Source organism: Herbivorax alkaliphila, assembly GCF_030848475.1.
Taxonomy (GTDB): Bacteria; Bacillota; Clostridia; order Acetivibrionales; family Acetivibrionaceae; genus Herbivorax.
In genome coordinates, this window is the sequence record NZ_JAVDDS010000048.1 from 1 (window position 1) to 26246 (window position 26246).

The window sequence follows — 26246 nt, forward strand, 5'->3', positions numbered from 1 at the left end:
TAAAAATAAATCTTTAATTGAAAAATTAAATGAATTAGCAAATAAGTTATCAGTATTTATTTATAATTCTTTACCTATTGAAGTAGTTAAAATAGAAATAGTGGATTAAAAGAATGTGGCTGTTATTAATTTAAGGGAGTATGATGAAAAAAACACAAGTATAAGAAGATCATGGAAGAGCCATTATTTTCAAGGTACAACAGGTGGCAGAGAGACTTCTGTAACTTTGATAGAAACATTTTTACAAAGAGATTACAGTGGAGAATGGATTGATGGAGTATCCTTTCTATATTATGATAATGAAATTGAGTTTTTTCATGTAGAAGGACTATCTAAAATTCAATATAGATAACAATCATAAATAAAAAATATTAAAGATAATTATAGAAATAGCTATAAATAAGTATTAAGAATTGTTAACAGGTAACTATTTAATAAAAAAAATTTAAAAAAGTTCTTGCAAAATCCAAAGAAATGTAGTAGAATATTGAATGTTGTGACAAGACATACGATGAATTAGGAGATTGCTGTACTAAGTGCAGGTAACTTCTAAGGAGAATGTCCGATTCTAGAAACCGGGCGACAAGTCACTGTACATTTTGCAATGCATAAAAAATGTGTAAGTATTGACTAAGTACAGCTCAGGTTAACTGCCCTAGGATGGGATAGATATTACCTGAGTTTTTAAATAGCCAAACAGGAAACACCCGGCATAGTGTACAGATAACTGCTTGTTGTACGTAACAATTAAAGGAGGATTATGTATGGCAAACAAACAGAAAATTAGGATCAGATTAAAAGCATTTGATCATCAGGTTCTTGATCAGTCAGCTGAAAAAATAGTTGATACGGCAAAAAGAACAGGAGCTAGCGTTTCAGGGCCAGTGCCATTGCCCACTGAAAAAGAAATAATCACTATATTAAGGGCACCACATAAGTACAAAGATTCAAGGGAACAGTTTGAGATGAGAACTCATAAAAGACTCATTGATATACTTCTTCCAACACCTAAGACAACTGAGTCCTTAATGAGACTTGATTTACCAGCAGGCGTAGACATTGAGATTAAACTTTAAGGTGTTGTTTAAAAAAGAGGTCAAGTTCACAAATCTGTAAGTACATTAAAGTGAACCAATAACCAATAGGAGGGAACGATAATGGGGAAATTTATATTAGGCAAAAAATTAGGAATGACACAAGTTTTTACTGAAGAAGGGTTATCAGTGCCAGTAACAGTAATAGAAGCAGGACCTGTTACTGTAGTTCAGACAAAATCCGTTGATGCCGATGGATATATGGCTGTAAAAGTGGGATATAAAGATGTAAAAGAAAAAAGTTTAAATAAGCCTGACAAAGGCGTATTTTCTAAGCATAAAATATCTCCTAAAAAGCATTTAAAAGAATTTAGAGTTGACGAAGCAGATAAATTTGAAGTTGGGCAGGAAGTAAAAGTAACTGATATGTTTGAAGATGGAGATAAAATAGATGTAACAGGAATATCAAAAGGTAAAGGTTTTGCAGGTCCTATGAAAAGACATGGATATGCAAGAGGGCGTGAAACTCATGGTTCACACTACCATAGAGGAGTAGGAGCGATGTCTGGATGTGCTGATCCAGGAAAGGTATTCAAAGGCAGAAAACTTCCTGGACACATGGGAGTAGATAAAGTTACAGTTCAAAATCTCAATGTGGTAAGAGTGGATTCAGATAGAAATTTACTACTTGTTAAAGGTGCTGTACCAGGTGCCAAGGGCGGATTACTAATAATTAAGGATGCAATAAAATCTGGTAAATAAACTGGATGAAAGGAGGAATTCAAATGCCAAAAGTTGATGTTTTTGATATAAACGGAAAAGTAATTGGTGATATTGAACTTAATGAAAATATATTTGCTGTTGATGTTAATAAAGGAGCAGTTCATCAAGTAGTGGTTAATCAATTGGCAAATAAGAGACAGGGAACACAGTCAGCTAAGACAAGAAGTGAAGTTCGTGGTGGCGGTGCAAAGCCATGGAGACAAAAAGGTACAGGAAGAGCGAGACATGGTACTACACGTTCACCTCATTGGACAAAAGGTGGAGTAACATTTGCACCTAAGCCAAGAGATTACAGCTATACTATTCCTAAGAAAGTAAGAAGACTTGCATTAAAATCAGCTCTTTCTTCAAAGGTTGCTGATAATGAAATTCTTATTTTGGATTCATTAAATTTAGATTCAATTAAGACAAAGCATATGGCAGAAATATTGAAGAATTTAGAAGTGGATGAAAGTGCAGTAATAGTAATTCCTGAAAAAAATGACAACATTGTAAAGTCATCAAAAAATATACCTGGTATAAAAACATTACTTGTTAACACAATTAATGTTTATGATATTGTAAAGCATAACAAATTTATTGTAACTAGGGATGCAGTGTCTAAGATAGAGGAGGTGTACGCATAATGAGATTTATTGAAGATGTAATAAAAAGGCCATTTATAACAGAAAAAAGTAATGAAGCGATAGCAGATGGCAAGTACACCTTTATAGTTGACAAAAATGCTACAAAAACTGAAATAAAGCAGGCTGTTGAAAAGTTATTTCAGGTTAGAGTTCTTAAAGTCAATACTCTCAATTTTAAAGGAAAGCAAAAGAGAATGGGAGTACATCAAGGATATAGGGCTGATTGGAAAAAGGCAGTTGTAAAAATTGATACTGATCCAAGACCTGTGACTTATACCGAGAAGGGTGGAAAAGAGGCTGTTATTAACAAAAAGCTTAAGACAGCTATCGATGAATTTGGAGTTACACAATAGCATTAATCTTGTAAGCTAAGATTGATAAAGGAGTGAAAATGATATGCCGACTAAAAAATATAAACCGACTTCTCCAGCTAGAAGATTTATGTCAGTATCTACTTTTGAGGAAGTAAGCAAGAAAGAGCCTGAAAAATCTTTATTGGAGCCTCTTAAGAAAAATTCTGGCAGAAACTCATACGGAAGAATTACAGTTCGACATAGAGGTGGCGGAGAAAGAAAGAAATATAGAGTGATAGACTTTAAAAGGAACAAAGATGATATAAAGGCAAAGGTGGCAGCTATTGAATATGATCCTAACAGGACAGCTAATATTGCATTATTATACTATCTAGATGGTGAAAAAAGATATATAATAGCTCCTGAGGGTTTAAAAACAGGAGATATTGTTGAATCAGGTGAAAATGCAGATATTAAAGCTGGAAATGCACTGCCTATTAGTAAAATACCTTTAGGAACGCAAATACACAATATTGAACTAAAACCTGGCAAAGGAGCTCAGCTTGTTAGATCAGCAGGTAATTCAGCTCAGCTGATGGCTAAAGAGGGAAAATATGGTCAGGTGAGACTTCCATCAGGTGAAGTTAGAATGGTTAGCTTAAAATGTAAAGCTTCCATCGGACAGGTGGGTAATATTGAACATGAAAACATTTCTGTAGGAAAAGCAGGAAGAAAAAGATGGATGGGAATAAGACCAACTGTAAGAGGAGTAGTTATGAATCCTTGTGATCACCCACATGGTGGTGGAGAAGGAAAGTCACCAGTTGGAATGCCAAGTCCTGTTACACCTTGGGGTAAACCTACACTGGGATACAAGACTAGAAAGAAAAATAAGGACTCTAATAAGTATATTGTAAGGAGAAGAGGCAAAAAGTAATTTTTTAAATAGTAGTTTCTTTTTCTTATAATTGGTAAATGAAAGGAGGATATAAATAATGAGTAGATCTATAAAAAAAGGGCCATATGTTGCACCTAAGCTTCTTTTGAGAATTGAAGAAATGAATGAAAAAAATGAAAAGAAAGTGCTTAAAACTTGGTCAAGAGCATCTACAATATTTCCACAGATGGTTGGGCATACAATAGCAGTACATGATGGTAGAAAACATGTACCTGTATATATAACAGAAGATATGGTTGGTCATAAATTGGGAGAGTTTGCTCCTACAAGAATGTTTAGAGGTCATGGGAGTCATACTGAAAGGTCAACAGCGTTAAAGTAAGTAAGTTCATATATGAAAGGAGGAATTCCAGTTGGCAGAGAATAGAGTTTCTAAAAAGGAACTTCTTGAAGACAAGGAAAAGGCCTTAGAAGTTTATAGTAAAAAGTATAGAAAATCAAATAAACTTGCTTCTCTTACTAAGAAAGAAAGAAAGACATTAGGAATTGGTAAGGAGCAGGGGATTGCAAAACTTAAATATGCAAGAATATCTTCGGGAAAAGTTAAGCTTGTTTTGGATTTAATTAAAAACAAGGATATAGATGAAGCATATGCAATTTTAAGATATACACCAAAAGCTGCATCGGAGATATTGTTTAAGCTTTTAAAATCAGCAGAAGCAAATGCAACAAATAATAATGATTTGGATAGAGATGGATTATATGTGGCAGATTGTTTTGCTAATCAAGGTCCTACTTTAAAGAGAATAAGACCGAGGGCTCAAGGGCGAGCAAACAGGATAAGAAAAAGAACAAGTCACATTACACTGATAGTTAAGGAAAGAGATTAACGCAAAAAGGAGGGTGGATAATGGGACAAAAAGTTAATCCACATGGATTAAGAATAGGAGTTATAAAAGACTGGGATACAAAATGGTATGCTAATGACAAAGATTTTAGTGAGTTCCTAGTTGAAGATTTTAAAATAAGAAAATTTATTAAGAAAAAACTTTATACTGCTGGTATTTCTAGAATAGAAATTGAAAGAGCAGCTAGTAAGATTAAGCTTAATGTTCACACTGCAAAACCAGGTCTTGTAATTGGAAAAGGCGGCTCAGGAATTGACGAATTAAGAAGACAGTTAGAAAAGCTTACAAAAAAGAATATTCTTATCAACATAACAGAAGTAAAGACACCGGAGCTTAATTCACAAATAGTATCTGAAAATATAGCGATGCAACTTGAAAGAAGAATTTCTTTTAGAAGAGCTATGAAACAGGCAATGTCAAGAACCATGAAGCTAGGTGCAAAGGGAATAAAAACTCAAGTTTCAGGACGTTTAGGCGGAGCGGAAATAGCAAGAGTTGAGCATTATCATGTTGGAACCATACCACTACAAACCTTAAGGGCAGATGTAGACTATGGGTTTGCAGAGGCGGATACAACATATGGTAAAATAGGTGTTAAAGTGTGGATATATAAGGGAGAAGTTCTTCCAGCTGTTAAGAAGGAGAAAAGGCCGGAAGGAGGAGAAAAAAATGTTAATGCCTAAAAGAGTAAAGTTTAGAAGAGTTCATAGAGGTAGAATGAAAGGGGTTGCAACTAGAGGAAATAAAGTGACCTATGGTGAATATGGATTGACAGCACTGGATTCAGGCTGGATTACAAGTAACCAGATAGAAGCAGCCAGAGTAGCTATGACTCGTTCTATTAAAAGAGGGGGAAGAGTTTGGATAAAGATTTTTCCAGATAAACCTGTAACACAAAAACCAGCTGAAACACGTATGGGTAGTGGTAAAGGTGCCCCTGAGTACTGGGTAGCTGTTGTAAAGCCAGGAAGAGTATTATTTGAAATTGCAGGAGTGCCGGAAGAAGTTGCAAGGGAAGCTCTGAGGCTTGCTACGCATAAACTTCCCATTAGGTGTAAATTTGTAGCACGTGATGATGAAATGGGTGGTGAAGCAGATGAAAGCTAATGAAATAAGAGATAAGTCACATGATGAATTACAAAAAGAATTAGGGGATTTAAAGACTGAATTGTTTAAGTTAAGGTTTCAACATGCGACAAATCAGCTTGATAATCCAATGAAGTTAAAAGAGGTTAAAAGGTCAATTGCTCGTGTTAAGACCATATTAAGGGAAAGAGAACTTAAGGGTATTAAGGTGTAATACCTTGAAAGGAGGTAGGCTTAGTTGTCAGATAGAGGTTTAAGAAAATCAAGAACAGGCAAAGTAACAAGTGATAAGATGGATAAAACTATAGTTGTAAATATAGTGGGATCAGAAAAGCATCCTCTATATAAAAAGTTTGTTAAAAAGACATATAAGCTCAAAGCCCATGATGAGAATAACGAATGCAATGTAGGCGATGTTGTAAGAGTTATGGAAACACGTCCTTTGAGTAAAGATAAAAGATGGAGACTTGCTGAAATTATCGAAAGAGCTCGTTAGAGTAGTTGAAAGGAGGTTTAAACATGATTCAAGCAGAATCGATGCTTAAGGTTGCTGATAACACTGGGGCAAAGAGGGTAATGTGTATAAAGGTTCTTGGAGGATCCAAAAGGAAATATGCAAATATCGGAGATATAGTAGTAGCTTCAGTTAAACATGCAACACCAGGTGGCGTTGTGAAAAAAGGTGAAATCGTAAGGTGTGTTATTGTCCGTACTAAAAAGGGAATTAGAAGACCTGACGGTTCATATATTAGGTTTGATGAAAATGCAGCGGTAGTAATAAAAGAGGATAAGAATCCTACAGGAACACGTATATTTGGTCCTGTAGCAAGAGAATTGAGAGATAGAGAATATATGAAAATATTATCACTTGCGCCAGAAGTTTTATAAGAGAGGAGGCGACTTAGATGAAAAATAAAATCCATGTAAAACAAGGTGATACTGTTATAGTTTTAAATGGCAAGGATAAAGATAAAAAAGGTAAAGTTATTGATACGATGCCTGATAGAAGTATGATTGTAGTTGAAGGAGTTAACATGACCAAAAAAAATGTAAAGCCCAGACCACCGAGACAGCAAGGGGGAATTGTAAATCAGGAGTCACCAATACACAGTTCAAAAGTGATGTTGGTTTGCTCAAGATGCGGTAAACCTTCAAAGACTAAAATAACTGTATATGAAAATGGTTCAAAAGATAGAGAGTGCAAAAAATGCGGAGAAACTATAGATTCAATAAGAGGACCAAAAAAGTAAGTACTCTCGTTAAGGAAGGAGGTTGTTTAAATGCCAAGATTAAAGGATAAATATTTTAACGAAATAACAGCGGCTATGCAGTCAAAGTTTAATTATAAAAGTCCAATGGAAATTCCTAAACTTGAAAAAGTTATATTAAATATGGGAGTTGGAGATGTAAAGGAAAATGCTAAAGCATTAGATGCTGCAGTAAATGATATGACATTAATCGCAGGACAAAAGCCTGTGGTAACAAAGGCAAAAAAGTCTGTTGCAGCTTTTAAGCTTAGAGAAGGTATGAGCATTGGTTGTAAGGTTACATTAAGAGGAAAAAGAATGTATGATTTTGCTGATAAACTTTTAAATGTAACACTTCCAAGGGTTCGTGACTTTAGAGGAGTACCTGTAAACTCATTTGATGGAAGAGGAAATTATTCAATGGGTGTTAAAGAGCAACTTATATTTCCTGAAATTGAATATGATAAAGTTGAGAAAGTAAGAGGAATGGATATAACTTTTGTAACAACGGCTAAAACTGATGAAGAAGCTAAAGAGTTATTAAAGTTAATGGGAATGCCGTTCGGCCAAAGCTAAAAAGGAGGGATTTTTGCGTGGCAAAAAAGGCTATGATACTGAAGCAGAAGAAAACACAAAGGTATAAGACAAGAGAGTATAATCGTTGTAAACTATGTGGGAGACCTCATGCTTACATTAGAAAATTTGGAATATGCCGTTTGTGCTTTAGAGAACTGGCTTATAAAGGCCAGATACCAGGTGTAAAAAAAGCAAGTTGGTAGATATCTTGTGAAAGGAGGTTAAGCATATGCAGGCAACAGATGTAATAGCAGATATGTTGACCAGAATAAGAAATGCTAGTTCTGCAAAACATGAAACAGTTGATATACCAGCTTCTAGTTTAAAGAAGTCAGTAGCGGCTATTTTATTAGAAGAGGGTTATATAAAAGCAATAGAGGAAATAGAAGATGGAAAGCAAGGAGTAATAAGAGTAAAACTTAAGTATGCTCCTACCAAGCAAAATGTAATTACAGGAATTAAAAGGATTAGTAAGCCTGGATTGAGGGTTTATGCAGGTAAGGGAGAAATACCAAGAGTACTTGGAGGTTTAGGTGTAGCTATAATTTCAACCTCTAAGGGAGTTATGACTGATAAGAAAGCAAGAACTGAAGGTGTTGGAGGAGAAGTTCTAGCTTTTGTATGGTAGTGTAAAATGTATCTGAAAAGAGTTCAAAAGTATAGAACTCACAATGTTAAGAACAGGAGGATTGATTATGTCCAGAATAGGTAGATTACCTGTAAAGTTACCTTCCGGAGTTGATGTTAAACTTGAGGACGATAATACTATTGTTGTAAAAGGTAAAAATGGTACTTTGACAAAAACACTTCATAAGGATATGATTATTGAAGTGGAAGATGGAGTTGTCTCAGTTAAGAGACCTTCAGAACAAAAGAAACATAAGTCCTTGCATGGATTGACAAGAACATTGATAAATAATATGGTGCTTGGAGTAACAGAAGGGTTTACAAAGTCTCTTGAAATAAACGGAGTTGGTTATAGAGCACAAAAGCAGGGAAAAAAGCTAGTACTCACATTAGGGTACTCACATCCAGTTGAGATGGAGGAGCCAGAAGGCATAACAGTTGATGTGCCAGAACCTACAAAACTTACTGTCAAGGGTGTAGATAAACAGGCAGTAGGTCAATTTGCTGCTAAAATAAGAGGCAAGAGATTACCAGAGGTATACAAAGGTAAAGGAATTAAGTATGCTGATGAAATTATAAGAAGAAAAGAAGGCAAAACTGCTAAGTAGAGGGAGAGTGAGACTAGATGATTAAAAAGCATGGTAAAAATGTTGCTAGAGCTAGGAAGCATGTTAGAGTGCGTAAAAAAGTAAAAGGGACACCTGAGAGACCACGCTTAAATGTATATAGAAGCCTTACAAATATTTATGCTCAAATTATAGATGATACTAAGGGAAATACTCTTGTTTCTGCATCTTCACTTGATAGCAGTATAAAAGGCAAGTACAAATTTTCTGGAAACAAGGAAGTAGCCAAAGAAGTGGGTAAACTTGTTGCACAGAAGGCATCTAAAGATGGTATAAAAAAAGTGGTTTTTGATAGAGGTGGATATTTATATCATGGAAGAGTAAAAGAACTTGCAGAAGGTGCAAGAGAAGGCGGATTAGAATTTTAAAAAGGAGGTAGAACAATTGCAAAAAATTGATGCCAGTGTATTGGATTTAAAAGAAAAAGTAGTTAATATTGGGCGTGTAACCAAGGTTGTTAAGGGCGGTAGAAATTTTCGTTTTAGTGCCTTGGTAGTAGTAGGAGATGAAGACGGCCATGTTGGAACTGGTATAGGAAAGGCGACTGAAATACCTGATGCTATTAGAAAAGGCATAGATACTGCCAAAAAAAACCTTGTTAAGGTTCCAATGGTAGAATCAACAATTCCACATGAAATGTTAGGGGTATTTGGTGCTGGAAAAGTGCTTTTAAAGCCAGCTGGGCCAGGTACTGGAGTTATAGCTGGAGGTCCTATAAGAGCGGTCTTGGAGTTGGCAGGCATAAAAGACATAAGAACAAAATCTTTAGGATCAAATAATGCAATGAATATGGTCAATGCAACTATTACAGGTCTCTCTCAGCTAAAAACTGTCGAAGAAGTTGCTAAACTTCGCAATAAAACTGTTGAAGAAGTATTAGGTTAGGAGGGGACTTTGGTGGCAAAGCTTAAAATAACATTAGTAAAAAGTACAAATAAATTAAAAAAACCTCAGGAAGCAACTGTTAAAGCTTTGGGTTTAAAGAAAATTGGTACTTTCGTGGAGCAAAATGATAATCCTCAAGTTAGAGGTATGATAAAGAAAGTTGAACATGTATTAGATGTGGAAGAAATATAAAGGGAGGTGTAATCAATGAAGTTATTTGAATTACAACCTGATAAAGGATCAAAGAAACTGCCCAGAAGAAAAGGAAGAGGTCGTGCAACTGGAAATGGAAAGACAGCAGGCAGAGGTCATGATGGGCAGAATTCTCGTTCAGGTGGTGGAGTAAGGCCTGGATTCGAGGGTGGACAGATGCCTCTTTATAGAAGAGTTCCAAAGAGAGGTTTTAACAATATATTTGCCAAAGTTTATTCAGAAGTAAATGTATCAGATTTAAATATTTTTGATAATGGAACTGTTGTTAATGAAGAATTATTAAAAGAAAAAGGCTTGGTAAATAAAGTAATAGACGGTATTAAAATTTTAGGCGATGGAGAGTTAAGTAAAAAACTTACTGTAAAAGCTACGAAATTTACCAAAACAGCTTCTGAAAAAATTGAGGCTGCAGGAGGAAAGGCCGAGGTGATATAGTATGGGTGCAATAATTGAGACTATAAGAAACGTCTTTAATATACCGGATTTACGCAAAAAAATAGTATTTACGCTGGCTATGTTGGTGATTTTTAGAATAGGAGCGGCTATACCCGTACCTTTTCTAAATCCCGATGCCCTTGAAGAGTTAGTAAGCGGAGCCTCTATATTTAATTTTGCCAATATTATTGGTGGAGGCGCACTAGCGAATGCAACTATATTTGCCATGAGTATACAGCCATACATTACTGCATCTATCATTATGAACTTGTTAACGGTTGCAATACCTAAGCTTGAACGTCTTGCCAAAGAAGGGGAAGAGGGAAAAAAGCTAATGGCTCAGTACACCAGATATGGTACTGTAGTTTTAGCATTTTTACAGGCAACAGGTTTGTATTTTGGAATAAGTGGTGCGGTAATTGAAAGAGGACCATTGGCCTTTATAGTAATAACATTGAGTTTTACAGCGGGAACAGCCTTTTTGATGTGGCTGGGAGAGCAAATAACAGAATATGGTATAGGAAATGGAATTTCATTGATAATTTTTGCAGGTATTCTTTCAAGCGGTCCTGGTGCAGTGGACGCAATAATGCAACAATCAGATCAGATAGGAACAGGCATAATGCTTTATATCGGTGTAGCTGTGATAGCACTGGTATTTCTCTCAATAGTGACAGCCGTTGTGTGGGTTCAACAGGCTGAGAGAAGAATCCCTGTTCAATATGCAAAAAGAGTAATAGGAAGAAAAATGTACGGTGGTCAGAGCACACATATACCACTAAAAGTAAACATGGCAGGAGTTATTCCAATAATATTTGCATCATCATTTGTTATGCTTCCTCCTACTTTAGTTTCGTTTTTTTGGGCTGATTCGAACCATGGACTTGCAGTTTTCTTTAGAGAGAACTTTGTAAATAATATATGGGTTTCTATTTTTACAGGTGTATTAATAATGTTTTTTACTTTTTTCTATACATTTATACAGTTCAATCCAGTTGAACTTGCAAACAATATGAAGAAGAATGGCGGTTTTATACCAGGAATAAGGCCAGGAAAACCAACTTCAGACTATATTTTTAGAGTTGTAAACAGAATAACTTGGTTTTCAGCACTATTCATTGCCATGATACAGGTATTCCCAGCTGTTCTTGGAAGTTTAACAGAATTACAAGGAGTTTGGATTGCTGGAGCTAGTGTATTGATTATGGTAGGTGTTGCATTAGAGACTATGAAGCAGGTACAGTCACAAATGATTACAAGACATTATAAAGGATTTTTAGAATAATTGATATATAGAATTAGTAATACCAAAATGTGGAGGATATTATGCGATTAATTATACTTGGAGCACCAGGTGCTGGTAAGGGAACACAGGCGGTAAATTTATCAAAAAAATATAATGTTCCTCATATATCTACCGGCGATATATTTAGAAGTAATATCAAAAATGGTACAGAGCTTGGAAAAAAGGCTAAAGAATACATTGACAAGGGACTGTTGGTTCCAGACGATGTAACGATAGGAATAGTAGAAGACAGGCTTACACAGTCTGATTGTAAAGATGGCTTTATATTAGATGGATTTCCAAGGACAATTGAGCAGGCAGAAAAATTAGATGCTATCTTAGAAGGAATGAAAGTTAAACTTGATAAAGTATTAAACATACATGTTCCAGATAGTCAAATAGTAAAAAGAATGTCCGGTAGAAGGGTTTGTCCTAAATGTGGAATAAGTTATCATACAAAATACAAGCCTACGACTACAGAAGGTGTGTGTGACAGTTGTAAGTCAGATGTAATACAAAGGGAAGATGACAAGGAAGAAACCGTTAAACAAAGACTTGAAACCTATCACAAACAGACAGAACCTTTAATAGAGTATTATACTAAAAAGGGAAGTCTTGTTACAGTTACAGGGCAAGAAAAAATTGAGGATACAACTAATGAAGTAATCAAAGCTTTGGGTGAAGGTTAATGATAACAAAAAAGACAAAAAATGAAATAGACCGTATGAGAGTAGCAGGAGAAATAGTGGCGTTATCTCTCAAAAAAGTTGAAGAAAATATCAGCCCTGGAGTTACAACTATTGAACTTGACAGAATTGTTGAGGAATTTATTAGAAGCAAAGGGGCGGTACCTTCCTTTAAAGGATATAAAGCGGCCTATTTTGACATCGATGATTTCCCGGGAAGTATATGTTCATCAATAAATAACGAAGTAGTTCATGGAATACCTTGTTTAAGAGAGTTAAAAGATGGCGATATTATAAGTGTTGACATTGGTGCGTATATAAATGGGTTTCATGGAGATGCAGCAAGAACTTTTTCTGTAGGAAATATATCATCTGAAGCTCAAAGGCTGATTGATGTTACAAAAAAGAGTTTTTTTGAAGGAATAAAGTATGCTACATCAGGAAAGAGAATAATTGATATTTCAGGAGCAATTGAGGACTGTGTTGTAAAATCAGGATTTTCTGCTGTCCGTGAATTTGTTGGACACGGTATTGGAAGAGAAATGCACGAGGAGCCACAGATACCAAATTATCGTAGCAAATTTCAAAGAGCCAGGTTGGATAAGGGAATGACCCTTGCCATTGAGCCAATGGTAAATGAGGGAACCCATGAAATTGAGGTTTTGGATAATGGATGGACGGTAGTTACTCTTGACAAAAAACTATCAGCTCACTATGAAAATACCATTGTCGTTACTGAAAAAGAGCCTTTAATATTAACTATGATTGATTAGGCTTATTATATAAAGAAGACTTTAATTTAAAATGCTGGTTTGGGAATTTTAATAGAGGTGATATAATGGATCTGAGCTTGGGGCAGGTAGTGCATTCAATTGCAGGTAGAGATGCAGGGAGAATATTTGTTGTAGTTGGAAAAATAGATGGAGACAATGTTTTGGTTTCAGATGGTGACTTAAGACGAATTGAAAAGGCAAAGAAGAAGAAAACAAAGCATCTAAAAGTTACCGAAAAAGTTATTTTACCTTTGAATGAAAAGTTTAAAACTGGAGAGAGGGTTTCAAATTCAGAAATCAGAAAGGCAATAGCACAGTTAGAGGTTAATGATAATGAGGTTTAAGTCTTTTAGATGGATGATATTTGATAATAGAAATAAGGAGGGTTTTTAATCTTGTCTAAAGAAGATGTGATTGAAGTTGAAGGAAAAGTTATAGAGGCATTGCCAAATGCAATGTTTGAAGTTGAATTGGATAATGGGCACAAGGTTTTAGCTCATATTTCGGGAAAGCTCAGGATGAATTTTATCAGAATTTTACCGGGAGATAAGGTTACGATAGAACTTTCTCCTTATGACCTGACTCGAGGTAGAATAACATGGAGGGCTAAGTAATTTAAGGAGGTAATGAAAATGAAAGTAAAACCATCTGTAAAAGTTATGTGTGAAAAGTGTAAAATCATTAGAAGAAAAGGCAGAGTAATGGTTATCTGTCAAAATCCCAAGCATAAACAAAGACAGGGCTAAAACAGGGATTTTATGAGTTGTAAATTATATATATAAAAATAGCATACAGGAGCGGCTGCGTGGGTAGTAAAATTAGCATATTTATATTACTCATGTCCTGGGGTGTTTATTTTATAAATTAAAAAATAATGTAGAAATTATCAGAAGTAATATTATGGAGGTGTTAAAAGAGATGGCACGTATTGCCGGAGTTGACTTACCTAGAGAAAAAAAGGTGGAAATTGGATTAACCTATATCTTTGGTATTGGAAGAAGTCTAGCAAGTAGGATAATAAAAGAGACAGGGATTAGTCCAGATACAAGAGTAAGAGATTTGACAGATGATGAAGTTAACAAACTTAGGGCAACTATAGATAAGCAACATACTGTTGAGGGAGACCTTAGAAGAGAAGTATCTCTTAACATAAAGAGATTGATGGAGATTGGATGCTATAGAGGAAGAAGACATAAGCAAGGGTTACCTGTAAGAGGTCAGCAGACAAAGACAAATGCAAGGACAAGAAAAGGTCCAAAGAGAACAGCAGGTGCTCAAAGGAAAAAATAGTAAAAGGAGGTTAGCGGTCTAATGGCAATTAAATCATCTGGTGGAAGAAGAACCACTAGAAAGAGAAGAGAAAGAAAAAATATTGAGCGTGGAGCAGCACATATTCGTTCTACGTTTAACAATACAATAGTTACCTTAACTGATGTGACAGGTAATTCACTTTCATGGTCAAGTGCGGGAAGTCTTGGGTTTAGAGGCTCAAGAAAAAGTACTCCATATGCAGCTCAAATGGCGGCTGAAACTGCTGCTAAGGGTGCGATGGATCATGGTCTAAAAACTGTAGAAGTATATGTAAAGGGACCAGGGTCAGGAAGAGAAGCTGCTATAAGAGCACTTCAGGCTGCGGGACTTGAAGTTAGTCTTATTAAAGACGTAACTCCTATTCCTCATAATGGATGTAGACCGCCAAAAAGAAGAAGGGTGTAAACCTGTCTTGCTTTATGTTGCAGTAAAGTTAATATATATATTTTAATAAAAAATTGCTGGAGGTGTAAAATTAAATGGCAAGATATACTGATGCATCTTGTAGACTTTGCCGCAGAGAAGGCGAAAAGCTTTTCCTTAAGGGAGAAAGATGCACTACAAATAAATGTGCGATTTCAAGAAGAGCATATGCTCCTGGACAGCACGGACAGGGTAGAAAAAAGTTATCTGAGTATGGTATTCAGCTTAGAGAAAAGCAAAAAGCAAGAAGATACTATGGTATTTTAGAAAGCCAATTTAGAAAATACTTTAATATGGCTGTTAAGAAAGAGGGAATTACAGGTGATAATTTGCTTCAAATACTTGAACTAAGGCTTGATAATGTTGTTTATAGAATGGGGCTTGGAATGTCAAGAAAAGAAGCCAGACAATTGGTTAGACATGGTCACTTTACTGTAAATGGCAAAAAGGTTAATATACCATCATACCTAGTTAAGGTTGGAGACATTGTAGCTGTAAATGAAAAGAGTAGAAATTCTTCTAAACTAAAGGATAATGCAGAGGCTGCTTCTGCAAAGCCGGATAATGAATGGATTTCATACGATGCGGACAATTTAACTGGTAAAATAACAGCCCTTCCTTCAAGGGATGACATAGATTTACCAATAAAAGAAAGCCTTATAGTTGAGTTATACTCCAAATAATTATAAACATATTTTTAAGTGTATTTGTTTGGTTCAGCAACTGAGGATCTATGCCAGGGATGAAAGTTTAAAGCGGTATTGTATATAGAATAGAGAATTTTGAATCAGTTGCCCTCAAAAAAATCAAATAGTTATTAATAAGGGAGGGTTTTTGATGATAGAAATTGAAAAGCCGAGAATTGAAAGTGTAATATCCAGTGAAGATGATGTATATGGTAAGTTTGTAATAGACCCATTAGAAAGAGGATATGGTATAACTCTTGGCAATTCGCTAAGAAGAATATTACTTTCATCTTTGCCCGGTGTAGCTGTAACGTCAATAAAAATAGACGGAGTATTGCATGAGTTTTCAACTATACCAGGTGTAGTTGAAGATGTGACAGAAATAATTCTTAATATCAAAGGATTATCACTAGATATACACAGTGAAGGTCCAAAAGTTGTGTATATTGATGCTGATGGGGAAGGTGAAGTAACAGCAGCAGATATCAAAGCTGATGCTGATGTAGAAATCCTAAACCCTGAGCATAAGATTGCAACGTTAAGTGGTGAAAACAGGTTGTATATGGAGCTGACATTAGACAGAGGCAGAGGATATGTATCTGCTGAAAGAAATAAACATCAGACACAGCCTATAGGAGTTATACCTGTTGATTCAATTTTTACTCCGGTGAGGAAGGTTAATTATTCAGTTGAAAATACCCGTATTGGCCAAGTTACAGACTACGATAAGCTGACGTTGGAAGTATGGACTAACGGAAGTATAAAACCGGACGAAGCAATTAGTTTAGGTGCAAAAGTAATGAGTGAACATTTAAACCTCTTTATAGATTTATCAGACAATGCTAAGAATGCTGAAATAATGGTAGAAAAAGAAGAGACAAAGAAAGAAAAGGTTCTAGAAATGACAATTGAAGAGCTGGATCTTTCAGTAAGGTCTTATAACTGCCTTAAGAGAGCAGGAATTAACACTGTTGAGGATCTTACAAACAGGACAGAAGAAGACATGATGAAGGTTAGAAACTTAGGAAGAAAATCACTAGAAGAGGTTTTAAATAAGATGAAGGCATTAGGTCTTGAACTTGCACCAAGTGACGAATAGGATTTAGGCTGTTTTTAAGGTGAAGTAATAAGAGTAGTTAAACCTTTAGATTTTAAGGTAAAGGAGGTATAAAGATGCCAGCACAAAGAAAGTTAGGGCGTGCTACAGATCAAAGAAGAGCAATGCTTAAAGGTTTGGTGACGTCCCTTTTTGAAAATGGAAAAATTAAGACGACTGAGGCAAGAGCCAAGGAAGTTAAGAATATTGCAGAAAAGCTTATATCAAGTGCTGTAAAAGAATGTGACAACTATACATCTAAACAGGGAAAGATGAGTGCTGTTAAATTAGATGCAAAGGAAAATAAAATTACAACTTCAAAGAAGTCAAAAAATGATCGTGAATATGATGTTGTTGAAAGAGAATTAAAAACTGATATGGTAACGGTAGATAATCCATCAAGACTTAATGCAAGAAGAAAAGCTATGAATTGGCTATATAGAACAAAAGACAACGATGGAAAACAAGTAAACCTTACAAATAAGTTATTTGATGAAATTGCACCTAAGTACAAAGATGTAAGCGGTGGTTACACAAGACTTTACAGAATTGGGCCTAGAAGAGGCGACGCTGCTGAAGTGGTTATTTTAGAATTAGTATAAATTCAAAAAATTTTAAACAGACAGGGGTCAGGTAGACTATTATTGTCAACTTGATCCCTTAAGTAGTATAATAAGGTCTATATATTAAAGGTGAAGAACTGATATTTCAGAAACTAAAATTGCACAGCTTAGAGCATGTAACATGCACCTAGTATAATAGACTTTATTGATGTTAAGGATTAAATAAATGGATAATATGTTTATACAAATAGAAAATGCTAAATATGAATACAAGCCAAATAAACCTGCAATACACAATGTAAATGTAAAAATAGATAAAGGTGAATTTATATCTGTAATAGGCAGAAATGGTTCAGGAAAATCTACATTTGCAAAACTTTTAAATGCTATTCTTTTTCCTACAAAAGGCAGTGTTTATATAAATGGAGCTAAAACTACAGATGAAAGCCAGTTATGGGAAATAAGGCAATCTATAGGAATGGTCTTTCAAAACCCCGATAATCAAATAGTTGCAACTTCCGTAGAAGAAGATGTGGCCTTTGGTCCTGAAAACTTGGGGCTTTCAAGGAAGGAAATAGTCAAAAGAGTCAAAAAGGCTTTGGAAGATGTACAATTGCAAAAATATTCTGAAGTATGTATACAAAATTTATCTCAAGGAGAAAAACAAAAAGTTGCAATAGCCGGAGTTCTTGCAATGAAGCCTGAATGTATAGTTTTAGATGAAGCAACTTCCATGTTAGATCCTTTAGGGAGAAATGATGTAATATCTATTATAAAGAAGTTGAATAGAGAAGAAGGAATTACTATAATTCATATAACTCATCATATGCAAGAGGCAATTTGGGCAGATAGAATTTTGCTTTTTAATAGAGGAAAAATACAAATGGACGGAAAACCACAGGATATATTGACTAAAGTTGATGATATAAAAAAAGCTGGGCTAGATGTTCCGCAAATTACCCAGTTGTTTTATGAGTTAGCCCAAGAAGGCTATATAAAAACCCAAAATGTTTTAACAATAGAAGATGGTATAAAAGCTTTTAAGAAGATTTTGTGCTCTTGATTATCCAATATCCCTTATCTTTAGCTATAACTTCACAATTACCATATATAGAATTGAGTTTTTCAATGGTCGATAGTGCACCCTGTTTTTTTTGTACTACAAGATAAATTGAGCCTCCAGTGTTTAAAAAATTAATGCTGCTTTCATAAATAGGATATATTACTTTTTTTCCAGTTCGTATAGGTGGATTAGTTACAATAAGGTCAAATTTATCTGATACATTTAAAAATCCATCACTTAAAAAGGCAGAGGCATTCTTTACATTGTTTAATTTAATGTTTTTTAAGGTCAAATCAATTGCCCTGCTATTTATATCAATCATAGAAATAAAAGATTCAGAATTTAAAAGTGCTAAAGATATTCCTAAAATTCCATATCCACATCCTATATCTAAAGCTGTGCCTTTAAAAGGCGGAACTGACTTTATCAATAAATCGCTTCCAAAATCAACTTTGTTTTTAGAGAAAACTCCTGCATCTGTTATTAGTTCTATCAAGTGGTCATTTACCTTGTAGTTTATTTTACCCAAATCATGTTTAATGTCGGGATTTTTTGAGTAATAGTGATTCATGTATAATTCTCCTCTAAAAGATAGTGTATATTTGTTTATTATACCATAAGAGTTGATAATTAAACCAATGAGTTTGTACATATGGGTGTATATATTAGGTTATTTTTCTTCACTTTTATCTTATTCTAAGAATTTACCTGAAGACTCAATGTTTAGCTTTAGCTAAACGAGTTCACTAATATGTTCTGCTTCACAGTATGTTGTAAGTTTTTAATATCTAATGCTATAATCAATATATAATAATTTAAAAGCATCTTGGAGGAGTAATGTCAATACAAATAAACAAATTAACGCATATTTACATGAGGGGTACAATTTTTGAAAAAAAGGCTCTTGATGAAATAAGTCTTACTATTGAAGATGGAGAGTTTGTAGGGATAATTGGCCATACTGGTTCGGGGAAATCAACATTAATTCAACATTTAAAAGGTATTTTAAAACCTTCATTGGGAGAAGTCATAATTGATGGAAATAACGCAACAGTAAAAAACAGTGTGGGTATTTTGTTTCAAAATCCGGAGCATCAACTTTTTGAAGATACGGTATATGATGATATAGCATATGGACTAAAAAAAAGCGGCAGGGATAAAAAGTTAATAGATGAAAAAGTTAAGGAATTTGCAGATTATTTAGGTATTGACGATGAAATTTTATATAAATCTCCTTTTGAGCTTTCATGGGGTCAGAAAAAATTAGTTGCAATGGCAGGTGTTTTAGTGCTAGAACCTAAAATACTTGTGTTGGATGAACCATTTGCTGGCTTAGATGCAAGGGGAAGAGATATGTTTTTTAAGCTGATATTAAAATTTTTTAAGAGTAGAAATTTAACTGTTATTTTGGTTTCTCATTCTATGGAAGAGGTAATAAGATTTGCAGATAGAGTTATTGTGATGGACAGAGGTAAAATAAAAATGGATGGCTGGGCAAAGGAAATTTTTAACTACACTAAAGAACTTAAAAGCATAGGGCTTGATGTGCCTGAAATTACACATTTTATGGAGAGGTTAAAAGAGATTATTCCTGATTTAAAGGAAAATATACTTACTGTGAAAGAAGCAAAGAAAGAGCTTAAAAATTTTTTAGAAAAGTAAGAAGAAATCGTATAGGGAGAGAAGATAAATGCTTAGGGATATAACGTTGGGAAGATATTATCCAGGTAGTTCCCTGTTACACAAAATTGACCCGAGAATTAAAATTGTTTTGGCAGCATCACTTATGATTACCATATTACTTACAAATTCATATATGGCTTTTATCATTCTTGCCTGTTTAATTTTATTTGCAATAAAGTGCTCTAAAATTCCAGTGTTGTATACTTTAAAGGGACTGAAACCTGTTATATTTATTGTTGTTTTTACAGCCTTAATTAATATTTTTTTTACACCAGGAAGAGTATTGTTTGAATATTGGTTTGTTGAAATAACCCTTGAGGGATTGGACAGAGGCTTAAAGCTTGCGTTTAGAATTTTGCTTCTTGTGGCAGGTATGTCTTTATTACCTCTTACTACTACGCCAACAACTCTTACAGATGGTATAGAAAAAATTTGTAGTCCATTAAAGCGTATAGGCGTTCCGGTACACGATTTAGCAATGATTACATCTATTGCATTAAGATTTGTACCTGTACTTTTAGATGAGACAAACAGGATAATAAAGGCTCAGGCATCAAGGGGAGCTGATTTTGAAACAGGTAATATAATAGAGAAAGTAAAAAATTATATTCCTGTAATGGTTCCTCTATTTATGAATACATTTAAAAGAGCAGATGAACTCTCCTTAGCAATGGAAACAAGGTGTTATAGAGGAGGTGATAAAAGGGTTAGAATGAAGCAACTAAAGGTAGGGACAGCTGATTTGAGAATTTTATTTTTTGTTTTATCATTTGAAATTGTACTATTATATGTACAATTTCTTAAAATACTAGTATAATAGGTTTTATAATCATCTGAATTTATAGAGGGTATATTATTAATTATCAAAATGTTTTGCAAAGATTTAAATATTATGAAGTCATAAAAAACTTAATAGATAGTGTACATGTTGTTTTGAGTTTTTATCATAATATGTTTTTGCTAAGTAATTGCTAAGATATAACATCCCATTCTCATCGTCTAAAACTCGCTGAATCATCGAGATTTTGTCTTTGAGGATAGGAGTTTATTTTTAAGGCATTTCTAGGCATTTACTTAAAAACTATTGGGTGCAAAATATTTAATATTTGTTGCATTCAATATAGAAATAATATTTGGGAGGAAAGAAATGTATTTCGTAGGAATTGATCTTGGGGGAACAAATATTGCATCAGGACTGGTTAGTTCAGATGGTGGTACTATTATCTGTAAAGATAGTGTGCCTACTCAAAAGGAAAGACCATATCAGGAAATTATAAAGGATATGGCTATGTTAACTTCAGAAGTTATCAAAAAATCTGGAGTGTCAATGGATGAGATTAAGAGCATTGGAATTGGAAGCCCTGGAACACCGGACTGCAAAAATGGTATTATTGTGTACAACAACAATTTAAATTTTAGAAATGTTCCAATAAGAAAAGAAATGCAAGAATATTTAGATTTACCTGTTTTTGTAGACAATGATGCTAATTGTGCAGCTTTAGCAGAGAGTGTAGCAGGTGCAGCAAAGGGTACAAAATGCTCTGTCACAATTACATTAGGAACAGGTATTGGAAGCGGAATAATAATTGATGGTAAAGCTTATAGTGGATTTAATTACGCTGGGGCAGAAATAGGTCATACAGTTATAGAAATGGATGGAGAACAGTGTACCTGTGGCAGAAAGGGATGCTGGGAGACCTATGCAGCAGCAACTGCATTGATAAGGCAGACAAAAAAGGCAGCAGAGCAAAATCCAGACTCAATTATAAATAAACTTGTTGATGGAGATATGTATAAAGTTGATGCTAAAACTGCATTTGATGCTGCAAAGCTTGGCGATAAAACAGGAAAAATGGTTGTTGAGCGGTACATTAGATATATTGCAGAGGGCATTATAAACGTTATAAATATCTTTATGCCAGAAGTTTTAGTTATTGGAGGGGGAGTTTGTAAAGAAGGTGATTACCTACTAGATCCTCTAAAAGATATTGTGAAAAAAGGAGTCTACAGCCAGGAAGGACTACCTCAAACACAAATAAAGACTGCACAAATGGGAAATGCTGCTGGAATTGTGGGGGCAGCAATGCTTGGAATGTAAAGTATTAGGACAATATAAAGGGGGCACATTCATAGGTGTCCTCTTTATAGTTGAAAGAGGAATGTAATATGAAAAATATAAAACTTATAATAGAGTATGATGGAACTAATTATCATGGGTGGCAGATACAAAAAAATGCAGACACAATTCAGGGAATACTGAAAGATACTATAAAGACTCTTACAGGGGAAGAAGTTACATTAAATGGATCTGGAAGAACTGATTCTAAAGTTCACGCATATGAACAAGTTGCTAATTTTAAAACAAGCTCAAATATTCCAGCACAAAAGTTTTCTTATGCTTTAAACAGTATGCTTCCTAAGGACATAGTAATAAAGAAATCAGAAAGAGTAGAAATGGATTTTCATGCAAGATTTAATGTACAGGGTAAAATGTACAGATATCTAATATACAATTCAAAATTTCCTTCAGCTATTTTAAGAGATAGAGCTTGGCATATTTCTTATAATCTAAATTTTGAAGATATGAAAAGGGCAACAGCTTTTTTTATGGGGACTCATGATTTTTCTGCATTCAAAGCAAGTGGAAGCAGTGTTAAATCTTCGATAAGAACAATTACCTACATATCTCTTGATAAAAATGATGACATAATAAGCTTGGAGATAGCAGGTGATGGGTTTTTGTACAATATGGTTCGTATTATTACAGGAACATTAATTGATGTTGGAATGGGAAAAATCAAACCTGAAAACATAAAGGATATAATAGAGGGACTTGATAGGAAAAGGGCTGGGAAGACAGCAGTGCCAGAGGGTCTATACCTTGTTAAGGTATATTATTAATCTTATTTATTCTAAAATTTTTTTTTATACCTTATAAAAGGTTAAAATTACCGTTGACACAGCCTTAATCAAATGCTAAAATAAAAAGTTTTTGACATTCATTTCTCCTTGTAGTATACTTAAATTATAGAAATCATTAACGGCATTTAATTTTAGCAGTTCTTTTTCATATAAATGTAATTTTGATATGCCTTGTTAAAGTATAATTTTAAAAAATTTTAATAATAAAAAATAATTATGTTTTCATGTTTGTGGAGGAGTTTTATATGTATAATATTGGTGACAAGATTGTGTATCCTATGCACGGTGCAGGTGTTATAGAGTCAATTGAAGAAAAGGAAATCTTGGGAAACAGGAAAAATTATTATGTTGTAAAAATCCCAATAGGTGAAATGAGGGTGCTAATTCCAACTGAAAACGTAAGGCATATAGGAATTAGAGAAATAATAAGTGAGACAGATGCAGACAAAGTTTTCATGATGCTTGGGAATAAGAGCGACATGGAAGGTGGTAACTGGAATAAGAGGTATAGGGAAAATATGGACAAAATAAAAAGCGGAAATATTTATGACGTTGTTGAAGTTGTAAATGCTTTAATGCAAAGAGATAGAGAAAAAGGGCTTTCTACAGGCGAGAAAAAAATGCTCAGCAGTGCAAAACAAATTTTGATAAGTGAACTTGTATTGGTAAAGAATATGGATCCTTTTGAAATTGAAAATATTATTGATGGATTTTTAAATCATTAAAGTTTTATAATACTATATATAAAAAAGCTGTTTTCAAAACAGCTTTTTTTATGTAATATTATAATTGGAGATACTGTATTTTAAGATAAAAATGGGAGAGTTTATATGAAAAAAAATAAATCTTTTGTAAGTGTAGTTGTGGTTGCAGGAGGCAAAGGTACTAGAATGAACATGGATATAAACAAACAATATGTTTGCATTGGTGAAAAACCTGTTCTTGCTAGAACTCTTAGTGTATTTGAGGAGAACGATATTATAAATGAAATTATTTTAGTGGTAAGTAAAGATGAAATGTTTTATTGTAAAGAAAATATTATTGATAAATTTGATTTTAAAAAAATTAAACATCTGGTAACTGGGGGAGCAGAAAGGCAAAACTCAGTATTTAAGGGTCTTATGGAAGTGAGTAAACAATCTGATATTGTGGTGATACATGATGGAGCAAGACCTTTTGTCAATGATGAAATAATTAAAAATTCCATTGAGGAAGTATTAAAATTTGGAGCTGTAACAGCAGCTGTTCCTGTAAAGGATACAATAAAGTCGGCGTATGATGGCTTTGTAGAAAAGACATACGATAGAAAAACACTCTGGTCAATTCAGACTCCACAAGTCTTTTTATATGATACAATTATGAAAGCCCATGAAAAAGCAAACAAAGAAAATATTACATCTACTGATGATACAAGTCTTACAGAGATGATGGGAGTTAAAACTCGAATTGTTAAAGGCAGTTATGATAATATCAAAATAACAACAAGAGAAGATTTGACATTTGCAAAGGCTGTAATACAACAATAGTTGAGCTTATCAATTAATAAAAGAGGAATTTTAGCTTTAATATAGAATATAGTATATACTACAACTTGGAGGATACCTTATGATTTTCCTGCAAATTATCTTAAAAGACGTTTTTTTAACTTTATTTATTTTGAATAATAAAATATTAACTCCTATAGTCTTTATTGCCTTAGGAGCTGTTATTATGTTTGTAATTATCCAGTTTAAAAAAGAATATAAATTAAAAGATGATGTAATTCTAGAAAGGGAAAGATTAGCCCATTTAGGAGAGGTTACAGCAGGGGTGGTTCACAACTTGAAAACTCCTGTAATGTCTATATCGGGAAGTTTAGAAGCGTTAAAAGAGCTTGTAGATGAGTATGAGAGATCTATAGGAGATGGTGATGTTACAGATGAAGATCATTATGAAATAGCACGTGAGATGCGAGACTATATTTTAAAATCAAAGCCATATTGTTCGTATATATCAGATATTATAACGACAGTTAAAGATCAGGCAGCTAAAAGAAACAGTTCTGAAAATGAAAGTTTTACAATTGAAGATATGATGAAGAGAGTAGAAATACTTATGGGATATGTATTAAAAAAATCCTCTTGTAGAATAAATATAAAAATGGATAAAACATTTCAAATAAAAGGAGATATAAATGAGCTTGTTCAAGCTATGAACAATTTTATTTCCAATTCAATTGAGTCATATAAGGGTGATGCTGGAAAGATTGACATATTGATAGACAAAGAAGATGATATGGTAAAGTTCAAAATAACTGATTATGGCAGTGGAATACCTGAAAATATACGAAAAAAACTTTTAAAAAATGTTATAACAACAAAAGGAAAAAAAGGCACAGGGATTGGTGTTTACATGTCTTATTATATAATAAGACATAAATTTAATGGCTCAATGAAAATTGAAAGCAGCGAAGGAAAAGGGACAACTATTTATATTAATATTCCAGCAAAATAGTATTACTCAATGGTTGCACAACAAAAAGCCTGTATGCCTTTACCCTGCCCAAACATTGTTAAACCTTCTCCTGTAGTTGCAGTTATTCCTATGCAATTCTCAGGTATTGAGAGGATGCTAGAAAGACTGCTTCTTATTTCGGGAATTTTAGGACTTATTTTTGGCGTTAGACATTCTATAGAAATTGATATATGTACAATTTTCTTGCCATCTAAATATTTTAGAGATTCCTTAAGATAGACGCGACTGTCTTTAATACCCTTTTCAAGACAAATCTCATCACTTATCTTTCCTAATATATTAACACAGGTAACTCCCGAAATAGCGTTAGTTATAGCGTGGAGTATAACATCTGCATCGCTGTTGCCTTTTAATGGAGGGTGGTCTTCAAAAACAACTCCACCTAAAACAAGTTTTTTGGATTCATCATTAAAATCAAATTTATGGCTGTCCTGCCCAATACCAACTCTCATATCATCATCCCTATAAATAAATTTAATACAAACATTATATATTACTTATTGATAGGATGCAACAAAACTGAAAAACAGGGAAGAGGTCTCTTTTCAGTAACGATGTGTCTCCTTTCCACTTAAAGGGGTGGTAATATATTTATTCAGCTTCTTTGCTATAAGTCTTGTCTACCTTAAAAGTTCTTTGTTTCAGTAATTACAAATCAACACTTATGGGCAAAACATTATTAGTATTTTTGATTGAGTATAAATAATCCAATTCTAAAATCAAATAACTACTACTAGAGCTCTACAGTTCTGAAATTTCATCTCTAATCTCATTAGATAAGGTCATCAATCCATAGAGTTCTTTATATTGTTTTTTGTTGCTTGCTTATTTTAGACTTACTTTAAAAGAATAGAACTCTTTGTAGATTATACGTTTATTACATAGTCTGGGGAATAAATTCAAGTTTGAATTTATTTTTTAATTAACACATATTTTTATTACTTGCTTAACAATATCATTAATATCTTCTTTATTTAATCGCTGTACAGCACTTAATAGGTTAA

At 33.9% G+C, this 26246-nt stretch carries 42 protein-coding genes and 1 pseudogene; 41 read left to right on the plus strand and 2 right to left on the minus strand.

Annotation, left to right across the window (positions count from 1 at the left end):
• The first annotated feature begins 115 nt into the window (after window positions 1-115).
• The 34 genes and pseudogenes from RBH29_RS14205 (at window position 116) to RBH29_RS14370 (ending at window position 18123) form a co-directional block, all read left to right on the plus strand.
• Window positions 116-352 carry a hypothetical protein gene (locus RBH29_RS14205; RefSeq protein WP_306697593.1) on the plus strand — a complete coding sequence of 79 codons (237 nt, stop codon included), beginning with the start codon at window positions 116-118 and terminating at the stop codon, window positions 350-352.
• 412 nt (window positions 353-764) lie between these two features.
• Window positions 765-1076: a 30S ribosomal protein S10 gene (gene rpsJ, locus RBH29_RS14210; protein WP_306697595.1), complete on the plus strand. Its 312-nt coding sequence runs from the start codon at window positions 765-767 to the stop codon at window positions 1074-1076.
• 81 nt (window positions 1077-1157) lie between these two features.
• Window positions 1158-1796, plus strand: coding sequence for a 50S ribosomal protein L3 (gene rplC / locus RBH29_RS14215; protein WP_306697596.1), 639 nt, complete (start codon window positions 1158-1160; stop codon window positions 1794-1796).
• A 23-nt stretch (window positions 1797-1819) separates the two neighbouring features.
• Entirely contained in the window at window positions 1820-2443 is a 624-nt protein-coding gene (gene rplD, locus RBH29_RS14220; protein ID WP_306697597.1) for a 50S ribosomal protein L4, read from the plus strand.
• Window positions 2443-2724: pseudogene (gene rplW / locus RBH29_RS14225) on the plus strand (50S ribosomal protein L23); the annotation flags it as partial. The gene rplD and the pseudogene rplW, both read left to right, overlap by 1 nt.
• Window positions 2725-2839: 115 nt before the next feature.
• The gene (rplB, locus tag RBH29_RS14230) at window positions 2840-3673 is read left to right on the plus strand and encodes a 50S ribosomal protein L2 (protein ID WP_306697599.1); all 834 of its coding nucleotides are present in this window, start codon (window positions 2840-2842) and stop codon (window positions 3671-3673) included.
• A gap of 58 nt (window positions 3674-3731) precedes the next feature.
• A complete protein-coding gene (rpsS, locus tag RBH29_RS14235) occupies window positions 3732-4016 on the plus strand; it encodes a 30S ribosomal protein S19 (RefSeq protein WP_306697600.1) in 285 nt (94 codons plus the stop codon).
• A gap of 31 nt (window positions 4017-4047) precedes the next feature.
• The gene (gene rplV / locus RBH29_RS14240; RefSeq protein WP_459076788.1) at window positions 4048-4524 is read left to right on the plus strand and encodes a 50S ribosomal protein L22; all 477 of its coding nucleotides are present in this window, start codon (window positions 4048-4050) and stop codon (window positions 4522-4524) included.
• 20 nt (window positions 4525-4544) lie between these two features.
• Window positions 4545-5225, plus strand: a complete 681-nt coding sequence (gene rpsC, locus RBH29_RS14245; protein ID WP_306697601.1) for a 30S ribosomal protein S3 — start codon at window positions 4545-4547, stop codon at window positions 5223-5225.
• Entirely contained in the window at window positions 5212-5649 is a 438-nt protein-coding gene (gene rplP / locus RBH29_RS14250; RefSeq protein ID WP_306697602.1) for a 50S ribosomal protein L16, read from the plus strand. The genes rpsC and rplP overlap by 14 nt, the downstream gene beginning before the upstream one ends.
• Window positions 5639-5842, plus strand: a complete 204-nt coding sequence (rpmC, locus tag RBH29_RS14255; protein WP_306697603.1) for a 50S ribosomal protein L29 — start codon at window positions 5639-5641, stop codon at window positions 5840-5842. The genes rplP and rpmC overlap by 11 nt, the downstream gene beginning before the upstream one ends.
• A 24-nt stretch (window positions 5843-5866) precedes the next feature.
• On the plus strand, window positions 5867-6124 hold the full coding sequence (gene rpsQ, locus RBH29_RS14260) for a 30S ribosomal protein S17 (protein ID WP_306697604.1): 258 nt from the start codon (window positions 5867-5869) through the stop codon (window positions 6122-6124).
• A gap of 23 nt (window positions 6125-6147) precedes the next feature.
• Complete coding sequence (rplN, locus tag RBH29_RS14265; RefSeq protein WP_306697605.1) at window positions 6148-6516, plus strand: 50S ribosomal protein L14; 369 nt, start codon at window positions 6148-6150, stop codon at window positions 6514-6516.
• Between the two features lie 17 nt (window positions 6517-6533).
• Entirely contained in the window at window positions 6534-6878 is a 345-nt protein-coding gene (rplX, locus tag RBH29_RS14270; protein ID WP_306697606.1) for a 50S ribosomal protein L24, read from the plus strand.
• Between the two features lie 30 nt (window positions 6879-6908).
• Window positions 6909-7451 (plus strand): 50S ribosomal protein L5, encoded by a 543-nt coding sequence (rplE, locus tag RBH29_RS14275; RefSeq protein WP_306697607.1) that lies wholly within the window; start codon window positions 6909-6911, stop codon window positions 7449-7451.
• A 17-nt stretch (window positions 7452-7468) separates the two neighbouring features.
• Complete coding sequence (locus RBH29_RS14280) at window positions 7469-7654, plus strand: type Z 30S ribosomal protein S14 (protein WP_306697608.1); 186 nt, start codon at window positions 7469-7471, stop codon at window positions 7652-7654.
• A 26-nt stretch (window positions 7655-7680) separates the two neighbouring features.
• Complete coding sequence (gene rpsH, locus RBH29_RS14285) at window positions 7681-8079, plus strand: 30S ribosomal protein S8 (protein WP_306697609.1); 399 nt, start codon at window positions 7681-7683, stop codon at window positions 8077-8079.
• A 67-nt stretch (window positions 8080-8146) separates the two neighbouring features.
• Window positions 8147-8686, plus strand: a complete 540-nt coding sequence (gene rplF, locus RBH29_RS14290; RefSeq protein WP_306697610.1) for a 50S ribosomal protein L6 — start codon at window positions 8147-8149, stop codon at window positions 8684-8686.
• A 17-nt stretch (window positions 8687-8703) separates the two neighbouring features.
• On the plus strand, window positions 8704-9072 hold the full coding sequence (rplR, locus tag RBH29_RS14295) for a 50S ribosomal protein L18 (RefSeq protein ID WP_306697611.1): 369 nt from the start codon (window positions 8704-8706) through the stop codon (window positions 9070-9072).
• A gap of 16 nt (window positions 9073-9088) precedes the next feature.
• Window positions 9089-9589 (plus strand): 30S ribosomal protein S5, encoded by a 501-nt coding sequence (rpsE, locus tag RBH29_RS14300; RefSeq protein WP_306697612.1) that lies wholly within the window; start codon window positions 9089-9091, stop codon window positions 9587-9589.
• A gap of 12 nt (window positions 9590-9601) precedes the next feature.
• Window positions 9602-9781, plus strand: coding sequence for a 50S ribosomal protein L30 (gene rpmD / locus RBH29_RS14305; RefSeq protein WP_306697613.1), 180 nt, complete (start codon window positions 9602-9604; stop codon window positions 9779-9781).
• Window positions 9782-9796: 15 nt separating this feature from the next.
• Window positions 9797-10237: a 50S ribosomal protein L15 gene (gene rplO / locus RBH29_RS14310; protein ID WP_306697614.1), complete on the plus strand. Its 441-nt coding sequence runs from the start codon at window positions 9797-9799 to the stop codon at window positions 10235-10237.
• 1 nt (window position 10238) lies between these two features.
• The gene (gene secY, locus RBH29_RS14315; protein ID WP_306697615.1) at window positions 10239-11522 is read left to right on the plus strand and encodes a preprotein translocase subunit SecY; all 1284 of its coding nucleotides are present in this window, start codon (window positions 10239-10241) and stop codon (window positions 11520-11522) included.
• A 41-nt stretch (window positions 11523-11563) separates the two neighbouring features.
• Window positions 11564-12211, plus strand: a complete 648-nt coding sequence (locus tag RBH29_RS14320; RefSeq protein ID WP_306697616.1) for an adenylate kinase — start codon at window positions 11564-11566, stop codon at window positions 12209-12211.
• Window positions 12211-12981, plus strand: coding sequence for a type I methionyl aminopeptidase (gene map / locus RBH29_RS14325; RefSeq protein WP_306697617.1), 771 nt, complete (start codon window positions 12211-12213; stop codon window positions 12979-12981). Before RBH29_RS14320 ends, map begins: the two co-directional genes overlap by 1 nt.
• A 65-nt stretch (window positions 12982-13046) precedes the next feature.
• A complete protein-coding gene (locus tag RBH29_RS14330; RefSeq protein WP_306697618.1) occupies window positions 13047-13325 on the plus strand; it encodes a KOW domain-containing RNA-binding protein in 279 nt (92 codons plus the stop codon).
• A gap of 51 nt (window positions 13326-13376) precedes the next feature.
• Window positions 13377-13595 (plus strand): translation initiation factor IF-1, encoded by a 219-nt coding sequence (gene infA, locus RBH29_RS14335; protein WP_306697619.1) that lies wholly within the window; start codon window positions 13377-13379, stop codon window positions 13593-13595.
• Window positions 13596-13613: 18 nt separating this feature from the next.
• Window positions 13614-13727 (plus strand): 50S ribosomal protein L36, encoded by a 114-nt coding sequence (gene rpmJ / locus RBH29_RS14340; protein WP_306697620.1) that lies wholly within the window; start codon window positions 13614-13616, stop codon window positions 13725-13727.
• Window positions 13728-13899: 172 nt separating this feature from the next.
• Window positions 13900-14271, plus strand: a complete 372-nt coding sequence (gene rpsM / locus RBH29_RS14345) for a 30S ribosomal protein S13 (RefSeq protein ID WP_306697636.1) — start codon at window positions 13900-13902, stop codon at window positions 14269-14271.
• Window positions 14272-14292: 21 nt separating this feature from the next.
• Window positions 14293-14697: a 30S ribosomal protein S11 gene (gene rpsK / locus RBH29_RS14350; protein WP_306697621.1), complete on the plus strand. Its 405-nt coding sequence runs from the start codon at window positions 14293-14295 to the stop codon at window positions 14695-14697.
• Window positions 14698-14771: 74 nt separating this feature from the next.
• The gene (rpsD, locus tag RBH29_RS14355) at window positions 14772-15398 is read left to right on the plus strand and encodes a 30S ribosomal protein S4 (RefSeq protein WP_306697622.1); all 627 of its coding nucleotides are present in this window, start codon (window positions 14772-14774) and stop codon (window positions 15396-15398) included.
• A gap of 154 nt (window positions 15399-15552) precedes the next feature.
• On the plus strand, window positions 15553-16500 hold the full coding sequence (locus RBH29_RS14360) for a DNA-directed RNA polymerase subunit alpha (protein WP_306697623.1): 948 nt from the start codon (window positions 15553-15555) through the stop codon (window positions 16498-16500).
• Between the two features lie 74 nt (window positions 16501-16574).
• Window positions 16575-17099 (plus strand): bL17 family ribosomal protein, encoded by a 525-nt coding sequence (locus RBH29_RS14365; protein WP_306697624.1) that lies wholly within the window; start codon window positions 16575-16577, stop codon window positions 17097-17099.
• Between the two features lie 187 nt (window positions 17100-17286).
• Window positions 17287-18123, plus strand: coding sequence for an energy-coupling factor transporter ATPase (locus tag RBH29_RS14370; RefSeq protein WP_306697625.1), 837 nt, complete (start codon window positions 17287-17289; stop codon window positions 18121-18123).
• Here RBH29_RS14370 and RBH29_RS14375 read toward each other — a convergent pair.
• Window positions 18101-18694, minus strand: coding sequence for a class I SAM-dependent methyltransferase (locus RBH29_RS14375; RefSeq protein WP_306697626.1), 594 nt, complete (start codon window positions 18692-18694; stop codon window positions 18101-18103). The two genes, RBH29_RS14370 and RBH29_RS14375, sit on opposite strands and share 23 nt — an antisense overlap.
• Before the next feature lie 266 nt (window positions 18695-18960).
• On the opposite strand from RBH29_RS14375, the gene RBH29_RS14380 reads away from it, so the two are divergent.
• The 7 genes from RBH29_RS14380 (at window position 18961) to RBH29_RS14410 (ending at window position 25221) form a co-directional block, all read left to right on the plus strand.
• A complete protein-coding gene (locus RBH29_RS14380; protein ID WP_306697627.1) occupies window positions 18961-19785 on the plus strand; it encodes an energy-coupling factor transporter ATPase in 825 nt (274 codons plus the stop codon).
• Window positions 19786-19813: 28 nt separating this feature from the next.
• Window positions 19814-20623 carry an energy-coupling factor transporter transmembrane component T family protein gene (locus RBH29_RS14385; protein WP_306697628.1) on the plus strand — a complete coding sequence of 270 codons (810 nt, stop codon included), beginning with the start codon at window positions 19814-19816 and terminating at the stop codon, window positions 20621-20623.
• Between the two features lie 330 nt (window positions 20624-20953).
• Entirely contained in the window at window positions 20954-21904 is a 951-nt protein-coding gene (locus RBH29_RS14390) for an ROK family protein (RefSeq protein WP_306697629.1), read from the plus strand.
• Between the two features lie 68 nt (window positions 21905-21972).
• The gene (gene truA / locus RBH29_RS14395) at window positions 21973-22707 is read left to right on the plus strand and encodes a tRNA pseudouridine(38-40) synthase TruA (RefSeq protein ID WP_306697630.1); all 735 of its coding nucleotides are present in this window, start codon (window positions 21973-21975) and stop codon (window positions 22705-22707) included.
• 266 nt (window positions 22708-22973) lie between these two features.
• A complete protein-coding gene (locus tag RBH29_RS14400; protein WP_306697631.1) occupies window positions 22974-23453 on the plus strand; it encodes a CarD family transcriptional regulator in 480 nt (159 codons plus the stop codon).
• A 105-nt stretch (window positions 23454-23558) separates the two neighbouring features.
• On the plus strand, window positions 23559-24254 hold the full coding sequence (ispD, locus tag RBH29_RS14405; protein WP_306697632.1) for a 2-C-methyl-D-erythritol 4-phosphate cytidylyltransferase: 696 nt from the start codon (window positions 23559-23561) through the stop codon (window positions 24252-24254).
• Between the two features lie 184 nt (window positions 24255-24438).
• A complete protein-coding gene (locus RBH29_RS14410) occupies window positions 24439-25221 on the plus strand; it encodes a sensor histidine kinase (RefSeq protein ID WP_306697633.1) in 783 nt (260 codons plus the stop codon).
• 2 nt (window positions 25222-25223) lie between these two features.
• Here RBH29_RS14410 and ispF read toward each other — a convergent pair whose 3' ends face one another.
• A complete protein-coding gene (ispF, locus tag RBH29_RS14415; protein WP_306697634.1) occupies window positions 25224-25694 on the minus strand; it encodes a 2-C-methyl-D-erythritol 2,4-cyclodiphosphate synthase in 471 nt (156 codons plus the stop codon).
• Window positions 25695-26246: the final 552 nt, after the last annotated feature.

What these genes read in the sequence shown, in the direction of transcription:
- RBH29_RS14365 (WP_306697624.1), top strand. Translation starts at nt 16,575, where the DNA reads ATGCCAGCACAAAGAAAGTTAGGGCGTGCTACAGATCAAAGAAGAGCA.
- RBH29_RS14410 (WP_306697633.1), top strand. Translation starts at nt 24,439, where the DNA reads ATGTTTGTAATTATCCAGTTTAAAAAAGAATATAAATTAAAAGATGAT.
- rplE (WP_306697607.1), top strand. Translation starts at nt 6,909, where the DNA reads ATGCCAAGATTAAAGGATAAATATTTTAACGAAATAACAGCGGCTATG.
- RBH29_RS14370 (WP_306697625.1), top strand. Translation starts at nt 17,287, where the DNA reads ATGGATAATATGTTTATACAAATAGAAAATGCTAAATATGAATACAAG.
- truA (WP_306697630.1), top strand. Translation starts at nt 21,973, where the DNA reads ATGAAAAATATAAAACTTATAATAGAGTATGATGGAACTAATTATCAT.
- rplR (WP_306697611.1), top strand. Translation starts at nt 8,704, where the DNA reads ATGATTAAAAAGCATGGTAAAAATGTTGCTAGAGCTAGGAAGCATGTT.
- RBH29_RS14400 (WP_306697631.1), top strand. Translation starts at nt 22,974, where the DNA reads ATGTATAATATTGGTGACAAGATTGTGTATCCTATGCACGGTGCAGGT.
- rplF (WP_306697610.1), top strand. Translation starts at nt 8,147, where the DNA reads ATGTCCAGAATAGGTAGATTACCTGTAAAGTTACCTTCCGGAGTTGAT.
- ispD (WP_306697632.1), top strand. Translation starts at nt 23,559, where the DNA reads ATGAAAAAAAATAAATCTTTTGTAAGTGTAGTTGTGGTTGCAGGAGGC.
- rpsC (WP_306697601.1), top strand. Translation starts at nt 4,545, where the DNA reads ATGGGACAAAAAGTTAATCCACATGGATTAAGAATAGGAGTTATAAAA.
- rplC (WP_306697596.1), top strand. Translation starts at nt 1,158, where the DNA reads ATGGGGAAATTTATATTAGGCAAAAAATTAGGAATGACACAAGTTTTT.
- map (WP_306697617.1), top strand. Translation starts at nt 12,211, where the DNA reads ATGATAACAAAAAAGACAAAAAATGAAATAGACCGTATGAGAGTAGCA.
- RBH29_RS14390 (WP_306697629.1), top strand. Translation starts at nt 20,954, where the DNA reads ATGTATTTCGTAGGAATTGATCTTGGGGGAACAAATATTGCATCAGGA.
- rplD (WP_306697597.1), top strand. Translation starts at nt 1,820, where the DNA reads ATGCCAAAAGTTGATGTTTTTGATATAAACGGAAAAGTAATTGGTGAT.
- rpsS (WP_306697600.1), top strand. Translation starts at nt 3,732, where the DNA reads ATGAGTAGATCTATAAAAAAAGGGCCATATGTTGCACCTAAGCTTCTT.
- RBH29_RS14380 (WP_306697627.1), top strand. Translation starts at nt 18,961, where the DNA reads ATGTCAATACAAATAAACAAATTAACGCATATTTACATGAGGGGTACA.
- rplX (WP_306697606.1), top strand. Translation starts at nt 6,534, where the DNA reads ATGAAAAATAAAATCCATGTAAAACAAGGTGATACTGTTATAGTTTTA.
- ispF (WP_306697634.1), bottom strand. Translation starts at nt 25,694, where the DNA reads ATGAGAGTTGGTATTGGGCAGGACAGCCATAAATTTGATTTTAATGAT.
- RBH29_RS14320 (WP_306697616.1), top strand. Translation starts at nt 11,564, where the DNA reads ATGCGATTAATTATACTTGGAGCACCAGGTGCTGGTAAGGGAACACAG.
- RBH29_RS14360 (WP_306697623.1), top strand. Translation starts at nt 15,553, where the DNA reads ATGATAGAAATTGAAAAGCCGAGAATTGAAAGTGTAATATCCAGTGAA.
- rpmC (WP_306697603.1), top strand. Translation starts at nt 5,639, where the DNA reads ATGAAAGCTAATGAAATAAGAGATAAGTCACATGATGAATTACAAAAA.
- RBH29_RS14375 (WP_306697626.1), bottom strand. Translation starts at nt 18,694, where the DNA reads ATGAATCACTATTACTCAAAAAATCCCGACATTAAACATGATTTGGGT.
- rpsK (WP_306697621.1), top strand. Translation starts at nt 14,293, where the DNA reads ATGGCAATTAAATCATCTGGTGGAAGAAGAACCACTAGAAAGAGAAGA.
- rpsD (WP_306697622.1), top strand. Translation starts at nt 14,772, where the DNA reads ATGGCAAGATATACTGATGCATCTTGTAGACTTTGCCGCAGAGAAGGC.
- rpmJ (WP_306697620.1), top strand. Translation starts at nt 13,614, where the DNA reads ATGAAAGTAAAACCATCTGTAAAAGTTATGTGTGAAAAGTGTAAAATC.
- secY (WP_306697615.1), top strand. Translation starts at nt 10,239, where the DNA reads ATGGGTGCAATAATTGAGACTATAAGAAACGTCTTTAATATACCGGAT.
- rplP (WP_306697602.1), top strand. Translation starts at nt 5,212, where the DNA reads ATGTTAATGCCTAAAAGAGTAAAGTTTAGAAGAGTTCATAGAGGTAGA.
- RBH29_RS14385 (WP_306697628.1), top strand. Translation starts at nt 19,814, where the DNA reads ATGCTTAGGGATATAACGTTGGGAAGATATTATCCAGGTAGTTCCCTG.
- rplN (WP_306697605.1), top strand. Translation starts at nt 6,148, where the DNA reads ATGATTCAAGCAGAATCGATGCTTAAGGTTGCTGATAACACTGGGGCA.
- RBH29_RS14330 (WP_306697618.1), top strand. Translation starts at nt 13,047, where the DNA reads ATGGATCTGAGCTTGGGGCAGGTAGTGCATTCAATTGCAGGTAGAGAT.
- rpsH (WP_306697609.1), top strand. Translation starts at nt 7,681, where the DNA reads ATGCAGGCAACAGATGTAATAGCAGATATGTTGACCAGAATAAGAAAT.
- rpsJ (WP_306697595.1), top strand. Translation starts at nt 765, where the DNA reads ATGGCAAACAAACAGAAAATTAGGATCAGATTAAAAGCATTTGATCAT.
- rplO (WP_306697614.1), top strand. Translation starts at nt 9,797, where the DNA reads ATGAAGTTATTTGAATTACAACCTGATAAAGGATCAAAGAAACTGCCC.
- rplB (WP_306697599.1), top strand. Translation starts at nt 2,840, where the DNA reads ATGCCGACTAAAAAATATAAACCGACTTCTCCAGCTAGAAGATTTATG.
- rpsM (WP_306697636.1), top strand. Translation starts at nt 13,900, where the DNA reads ATGGCACGTATTGCCGGAGTTGACTTACCTAGAGAAAAAAAGGTGGAA.